Annotated in this window: 5 protein-coding genes; all 5 read right to left on the bottom strand. The window is 61.9% G+C overall.

Annotated elements, in window-relative coordinates:
- Positions 1 to 371: hypothetical protein (locus KDH09_18355; protein ID MCB0221665.1), on the bottom strand; the 371-nt coding region annotated here is incomplete at its 3' end.
- A gap of 30 nt (positions 372 to 401) precedes the next feature.
- The gene (locus tag KDH09_18350; protein ID MCB0221664.1) at positions 402 to 2,651 is read right to left on the bottom strand and encodes a HAMP domain-containing protein; all 2,250 of its coding nucleotides are present in this window, start codon (positions 2,649 to 2,651) and stop codon (positions 402 to 404) included.
- Between the two features lie 37 nt (positions 2,652 to 2,688).
- On the bottom strand, positions 2,689 to 3,591 hold the full coding sequence (locus tag KDH09_18345) for a chemotaxis protein CheW (GenBank protein MCB0221663.1): 903 nt from the start codon (positions 3,589 to 3,591) through the stop codon (positions 2,689 to 2,691).
- Positions 3,588 to 4,475: a chemotaxis protein CheW gene (locus KDH09_18340; protein MCB0221662.1), complete on the bottom strand. Its 888-nt coding sequence runs from the start codon at positions 4,473 to 4,475 to the stop codon at positions 3,588 to 3,590. The genes KDH09_18345 and KDH09_18340 overlap by 4 nt, the downstream gene beginning before the upstream one ends.
- A gap of 11 nt (positions 4,476 to 4,486) precedes the next feature.
- Positions 4,487 to 4,896: ATPase (locus tag KDH09_18335; GenBank protein MCB0221661.1), on the bottom strand; the 410-nt coding region annotated here is incomplete at its 5' end.

Below are 4,896 nucleotides of genomic sequence, written 5' to 3'. Positions count from 1 at the left end.
TCACCATCGGGGCTCTCGTCGATTCTGTAATCGGTCTGGGACTCGATCACCGATCGAATCATCTGCCGATATTCTTCATTTTCGCTGCCGATCAGCACATGCACTGTGCCGTCCGTCGCGGGCGCGGGGGCCGGCGTGGCCGCAGATGGAGCCGGAGATGGCGGCGCGACCGGCGCAGGTGCCACCGGAGCAGGCGCAGCCGGCGGCGGAGCCGCTGGAGCGGGCGCCGCAGCAGGCACCTTCAGCTTGACCACGAAGATGGTCTGGCACTTCGCGCAGCGCAGCCGCACACGAGGCGGCATGTCTGGCTTGAGCGTCAACTGATAGGGCGACGCACACGAGGGGCATTTGACGTTGACGTTCTGTGACATTCGAGTTGTTCCCAATCCCTGATCGATTCCCTAGAGCTGGAAGCGCTGCACTTCGGTGCGGAGGGCCTCGGCCTGCGCCTGGAGATTCTCCACTGCGCTGTCCATTGCCCGGGTCGCCGAAACATTGGCTTCCATGCTGCTGCGAATGGTTTCCATTTCCGAGAGCACTTCGGAGCTGCTGCCCCGCTGCTCTTTGATTGCTCCGTTGATGTACTCGACCATCTGGATGACGCGGTCCATGGCCTCGTTGATCTGGCGCGCGCCCTTGCTCTGCTCGCGCGTGGCGCTTCGAACAAGCGTCGTGATTTCACGCATTTTCTGGGCGGCGTCCATGATCTGGGTGGAACCACGTGCCTGTTCGGTCGTGGCCACGTTGATCTGGAGCACCATGTTCACGATCTTGTCGATGGCGCTGGTGATCTGGGCAGAGCCGCGGGCCTGCTCCACCGTGGCACGCGCGATGTTGCGCACCATTTCAGTGGCTTCCTTCGACGAACCCGAGATGCGCCGGAGCACGTCGCCTGCTTCCTGGGAGCGACGCACGCCCTCCTCAACGAGCCGGGTGCTCCCGAACACCGATTCAATTGCGCGGCCCGATTCGGCCTGCACGCTCTTGATGATGCTCGCGATTTCCGCGGTGGAGGCCGCCGTCCGTTCGGCGAGATCCTTGATCTCGTCGGCAACCACCGCAAAACTCTTGCCGTGCTCGCCCGCCTGCGCGGCAATGATTGCCGCGTTGAGTGCCAGCAGGTTCGTCTGCTCTGCCACGTCATCGATGACGTTGAGGATCTTGCCGATCTCTTCGATGCGAACGCCAAGGCTCTCCATCACCTGCGCGGCGCCTTGCGAAGAGGTCTGCACCTTCTGGATCGCTTCGATGGTGTGATTGACTGCTTCGAGGCCGCGCGTGGAATCCTCGGCAAAGCCCTCGGCCAGCTTTGCGGATTCCTCGGCGTTGCCCTCCACCTGTTTGATGGTGGCGTCCATTTCCGTGATGCTGGAGGCCGTCTCGTCGGCGGCGACGGAGAGGTGCTCGACGTTTTCCTTGACCTGATGGATCGAGCTGTTCATCTGCGAAATGCTTGACGTTGTATCTTCGACAGCGGAGGCGAGCTGCTCAACATTCTCCGCGATCTCTTCGATGATGGCGTTGAGCTCAAGAATCGACGACGAGGATGCCTCACTCGACTCGGCCAGGACGTCCACGTTCTCGGCGGTGCGACCGATGGCCAGGCCGATTTCCTCCATGGACTGGAAAGTCTTGTTCACCGACTCGCTCTGCGCGCCCGAGGCCTTGCCCACATCGGTTGTCGCAGCCGAGATGTCCATGGTCGCCTTCATCACGAGGGCAACCGAATTCTGGATCGATTCCACGATGCGCCGAATCGAGACGGACATCTGGTGGAACGCGCCGCCAAGCGCCCCCACCTCGTCGGATTTGCTGAGAATGTCTTCGGCCACTTCGGCGGAGAGATCGCCGTTGGCGATGGCCTCGGCCGATTCCTTGAGCAGACTGACCGGTTTGAGGAACATCCGGCTGAGCATCATGTATCCGAGCATGTTGATGCCCGCCAGAAGGAAGAGCAGCACGACGAGCCAGATGCGCACTGTGGACGAGAGATCCTGTGCGCCGGCCATCTTCTGATCGAAGACCGCCTTGGGAATGCCCATCACGAGAAATCCGGCTTCGGAATCTTCGAGATAGCTGCCGTCGTCCTTGTTGCGCTTGAACAGACGCATGGTCACGCGGAGGGTCGGTTCCCCGGTAAGGGGATCGGCCTCGGCCTCGGGGCGGAAGTAGAACTTGCCGGGCTCCAGCCCTTCTTCGCGGCCGTTGAGCGTAATTTTCACCAAACCGGTGAGCGATCCCTTCGCCTTGCCGGCCACTTCAGCAGTTTTTCCCGGAACGAAAACCGATTCGCCATTTTCATCGAGCACAACGTGGTCGCGCATGGCGTGATCGGCAAAAACAATCTCTCCGGCATCATCGAGAACCACCGCATAGGAAAGCTCGGTCTGGGGGTCCTCCACCATACCCTTGAGACGGCCCACCGCCTCGTCATAGAAAACTTCCTTGAACTGAACGTAGGAATGGAAATCGTCTTCCACCGAGCGACCGAGCAGGGCGGACTTGCTGACGAGGGTGTCGAGGAAGTTTGCGCGCACGTCCTCCAGACTCGTCTGCACACCCCGGCCGGTCGCCAGAATGACGATGATAAATACCGTGATCTGCACAACCATGTGCATGATCATCCGGCCCCGGATTGTCTTCAAATTCAACAATGCATTGGCCTCCTGCGCGCCTGGCCTCTCCAGCCTAGTCCTTGCCGCTCTTCCGGGTTGTCCCGGCTTTCTTCGTCTTCTTGCTCGCCTTTTTGGCTTTCTTCTTCGTCTTCGTCTTCCGCTTGGCAAACGCCCGCGAGACGGACATCGCCCCCTCGCCCTCTGCGCTCTGCGCCGTGTCTTCGGCCTGCTGCTCCGAGCCTGCAACCACCGAGGGTTCATCGGTTTCGATAAAGCTCTTCGCCAGTTCTTCGGCCGCCTTTTCGCGGTTTGCGATCTGCGAGTTCTCGTCGATGCTCGTTGCTTCGTCGATCCAGTCCGGAGCAGGTTCCCCCGGGGGCTCGCCGCTCACGGGCTCCTGGCCCCGCAGCATGAACTCGGCCAGCTCCCGCGCGTCCTCGTCGGGATTCGACGATTTCTTTGGCGGCTCGGGCAACTCGGCGCTCTCGAAAGCGGCCTTGCGCAGCCTCTCCATGTCGATGGCTTCCTCGCTGGAGAGGATGCGATCCATGTTGAGGATCAGCACCATCTCGTCGGCCGCGATGGCGATGCCCAGGACATAGGCCGTCTCGCGCCGGTTGATCAGCGAGGGAACGCGCACGATCTGATCGTTGCGCAGTTTGAGGATCTCGGTAACGGCGTCGACCTGCAAGCCGACAATGCGTCCGCCCACGCTGGTAATGACAACGCGCTGGGCGAGGCCCAGGTCCCCGGCTTTTTCGAGGCCGAAGCGCTCGCGCAGATCGACGACCGGGATCACCGTGCCGCGCAGGTTGATGACACCCTGGATATAACGCGGCGCCTGGGGCACCGGGCGAATGCGCTGCGCCTGGATGATTTCCTTGATGCGCATGATATCGACGGCATAAACATCGCCATCGAGCAGGAAGCACGTGAGCTGCGCGGCAGTCTCGTTCTTGAGCGCGGGTGAGCTCATGCGGCCCCCCTCTCGACGCGCGCGATGGCATCAATGCGAATCAGGATGAGCACCTTGCCGGGCTCATCGTTTGCAGTGAGCGTGTGTCCGATTCCCGCCAGGAATTCCTGTTCACCTGCGTTGAGAGTCGCCGGCGGCGGCTCGATCTGCTCGCGGTCGACGTCCTGCACCTCGCGCACCTCGTCGACCAGCAGGCCCACCTGTCGGGCTTCCTGATGAACGATGATGATGCGCATCTTTCGCGTGGGCGCCTCCACCGGCAACCCGAGGCGCTTGCGCAGATCGATCACCGGAATGATGGCACCGCGAAGCGAAATCACGCCGGCAACATATCCGGGATTGAGCGGCACTTTCGTCACCGGCGGCACCTTGATGGTCTCGCGAACCGATGAAAGCGGCACGCCGTATTCCTCGCGCGCCAGGCGGAAATTGAGGTAGCGTTCACGCCGGTCTTCCCCCTCATCGCTGCGCACGAAGCTGTGACGATAGGACGCCTCTTCGTCGTATCCCTCGGCATCGAAGGCGGCGAGAAAGTCCGCCACGCTTTCCTGAATCTGCTCGGTATCCTTACCGCCCGAGAGGCGGCGTTCTGCCTGATCGCGCTCCAGCTCGGCAATTGCCTCATCGAGGTCGAGCATCTCGCCTTCGCTTGCAGGGGGCGGCGCGTCGCCAATGGTCTCTTCCGGCTCGGCGGCGACCTGCGCGGCCAGTTCCTCGGCAAGCAGCGCGGCATCGATGCTCGTCTCGCTGAGCACCGGCTCCTCATGCGCTTCCTCGGCAGGCGCAGGCGTCTGTTCGAGCACCGGGGTCTCCGGGCTCGTAGCGGCCTCGGGCTTTTCGCCCTTCCTGGCCTTCGCCTTCTTTCTCGCCTTGAGGATATCCATGACCGCTCGCCCTACTCCTTCACCGGGCTCATGCGCAGCTCACGGGCGACGTCCGCGATGACATCGTCGCCAATGGGAAGCTGCTCGCGACCGAATCCCTCAATGAGGGCGTTGGCCGCCAGGTTATTGATCTTTCGTGGCGTACCGCCGCTATAGCGCCAGATCTCATGGATGGCGGCGCTGGTAAAGACGGGCGCACTTGCACCGGCCACCTCGAGCCGGTGCTGGACGTAGCGCGCCGTCTCTTCTTCGGAGAGCGCGCTGAGATGGAAGCGCACGCCGATGCGCTGGCGAAGCGGTTCATAAGCCGGGTGTTTATCGATGCGGCGTTCAATCTCGGGCTGCGCGAGTAGAATGACCGAGAGCAGATTCTGGTCGTCTAGCTGAAAATTCGTGAGAAGCCGCAGCTCGTCGAAAGTCT

The organism is Chrysiogenia bacterium, from assembly GCA_020434085.1.
GTDB lineage: Bacteria > JAGRBM01 > JAGRBM01 > JAGRBM01 > JAGRBM01 > JAGRBM01.
This window is presented reverse-complemented; position numbering and strand designations above follow the sequence as displayed.

What these genes read in the sequence shown, in the direction of transcription:
- KDH09_18345 (MCB0221663.1), bottom strand. Translation starts at nt 3,591, where the DNA reads ATGAGCTCACCCGCGCTCAAGAACGAGACTGCCGCGCAGCTCACGTGC.
- KDH09_18340 (MCB0221662.1), bottom strand. Translation starts at nt 4,475, where the DNA reads ATGGATATCCTCAAGGCGAGAAAGAAGGCGAAGGCCAGGAAGGGCGAA.